Genomic DNA, 2469 nt, shown 5'->3' with positions numbered 1-2469 from the left:
TGTATCGCGGCCAATGCGCCGAATTCTGCGGCGCGTCCCACGCGATGATGGCCTTCGAGACCGTCATCCTGGAGCCCGCCGCGTTCGATGACTGGCTTGCGGCCGAGGCCGTCCCCGCCCGCGCCCCCGCGACACCTGAGGAAACCCGCGGGGCAGAGCTATTCCGCGACGAGGGCTGCGGGGCCTGTCACGCGATCCGCGGCACCGACCATGTGGCCACCATCGGCCCGGACCTGACCCATCTCGGCTCCCGCAATTCGCTGGGCGCCGGGATCCTTGAGGTCACGCGCGCCGACCTTGCGCAATGGCTGACCCATACCGGCGAGATCAAGCCCGAGGTGGCGATGCCCGCCTATGACTGGCTCGGCCCCGAAGACCTGACCGCACTGGCCGCCTATCTGGAGAGCCTGAAATGACCCCCGGCACCCATGGCCGCGCGCCGGAGGGGATCTATCCCCCGACCGAAGACATGCTGGCCGAGCCGGTCACGCCCGAGGTTCAGGCGGCGCAGGAGCGGCGCCTGCGCGCGGTCTGGCAGACGAAGACCGGGCTGCGCTACTGGATGTCGGTCAACAATTCCGAGGTCGGCGTCTGGTATGCGCTGACCTGCTTCGCCTTCATGCTGATTGCGGGCGTGCTCGCGCTGCTGATGCGGGTGCAGCTGGCGTTTCCGGGGATGCAGTTCCTCGACGCGGACAGGTTCAACCAGTTCTTCACCATGCACGGCTCGGCGATGATGTTCCTCTTCGCCGTGCCGCTGTTCGAGGCGATGGCGATCCTGATCCTGCCTGCCTTCCTTGGCGCGCGCGACATGCCGTTCCCGCGGCTTTCGGCCTTCGGCTACTGGTCGTTCCTGATCGGCGGGACCTTCGTGCTGGGCTCGGTCTTCTTCGATGCGGCCCCGTCGTCGGGCTGGTTCATGTATCCGCCGCTCGCGACCGAAGACCCCGGCGTCGGTTCGGACATCTGGCTGCTGGGCCTGTCCTTCATCGAGATCGCCAGCATCGCCGCCGCGGTCGAGCTGATCGTGGGCGTGCTCAAATGCCGGCCGCCGGGGATGCGGATCAACATGATGCCGCTCTACAGCTGGTATGTGCTGGTCGTGGGCGGGATGATCCTCTTCGCCTTCCCGCCGCTGATCGCGGGCGATCTGCTGTTCGAATTGGAACGCGCGCTCGACTGGCCGTTCTTCGATCATACCCGCGGCGGCGATCCGATCTTCTGGCAGCACCTGTTCTGGATCTTCGGCCATCCCGAGGTCTACATCGTCTTCCTCCCCTCCATCGCCATCGCCGCCATGGTGGTGCCGACCGTCGCGCAGCGCCCGATCCTCGGCTATTCCTGGATCGTGCTGTCGGCCGTGGGGACCGGGTTCCTGAGCTTCGGGCTCTGGGTCCACCACATGTTCACGACCGGGCTGCCGAACATCTCGCTCGCCTTCTTCTCGGCCGCGTCCGAGGCGGTGGTGATCCCGACCGGCATCCAGATCTTCGTCTTCCTTGCCACGCTGATGGTGGGCCGGGTGACGATGAGCCTGCCGATGCTCTGGATCGCGGGCGGGCTTGCGGTGTTCACCGCGGGCGGGCTCACCGGCGTGATGCTGGCGATCGCGCCCTTCGACTGGCAGGTGCACGACACCTATTTCGTGGTGGCGCATCTGCACTACACGCTCTTCGGGGGGATGATCCTGCCGGTGATGGCTGGGGTCTATTACTTCTACCCGTTCTTCACCAAGCGGATGCTGAGCGAACGCCTTGGCCGCTGGGCCTTCTGGCTCATCTTCGGCGGCTTCAACCTGTGCTTCCTGCCGATGCATCTGACCGGTCTGCTGGGCATGCCGCGCCGGGTCTTCACTTATCCAGGCGATCTGGGGTGGAACGGGCTCAACCTGATCTCCACCGTCGGGGCCTTCATCATCGCTTTGGGCTTTCTGATCTTCACCTGGGACCTGCTGCGTCCCGGCAAGCCGAAGCTCTCCAGCCGCAACCCCTGGCGGGCCGGGACGCTGGAATGGTGCGACACAGCCGAGGGCGAGGATTGGGGCGTGCGGTCGATCCCCTACATCACCTCGCGCTACCCGCTCTGGGATCAGCCGAAGCTGGTCGAGCGGATGGATGCGGGCCGCTACTACCTGCCCGATGCCGAAGAGGGCCTGCGCGAGACGATGGTGACCAGCGTGATCGACGCGCGGCCCGTGCAGGTGCAGCGGGTGACGGGCGATGCCTGGATCACGCTGGGCGCCGCGGCCTTCACCGGCGGCTGCTTCATCCTGCCGACCTTCCACCTTTACGCCCCCGCCGTGGTTTGCGGCGTGCTGGCGGTGGCCTGCATCCTCTACTGGCTCTGGACCTCGACCGCGCGGCGGCCGGAAAAGCCGATGAAGGACGTGGGGCTGGGGCTGCGGCTGCCCACCTATGCCTCGGGCCCCGCGGCGGTGGGCTGGTGGGCGATGTGGATCACCATGCTGGG

2 protein-coding genes are annotated in these 2469 nt (G+C 66.8%); both read left to right on the top strand.

Features of this window, described 5'->3' with window-relative positions:
- A partial coding sequence (locus tag V8J36_RS22770; RefSeq protein ID WP_336469602.1) for a c-type cytochrome occupies positions 1–416 on the top strand: 416 nt, incomplete at its 5' end.
- Positions 413–2469, top strand: a 2057-nt coding sequence (gene ctaD, locus V8J36_RS22765) for a cytochrome c oxidase subunit I (protein WP_336469601.1), incomplete at its 3' end; no start/stop codon positions are given. The genes V8J36_RS22770 and ctaD, both read left to right, overlap by 4 nt.

Origin of the sequence: Frigidibacter sp. MR17.14 (genome assembly GCF_037095735.1) — a bacterium.
Lineage (GTDB): Bacteria > Pseudomonadota > Alphaproteobacteria > Rhodobacterales > Rhodobacteraceae > Frigidibacter.
Note: the sequence above shows the minus strand (reverse complement) of the source record. Positions and strands in the feature narration are given on the sequence as shown.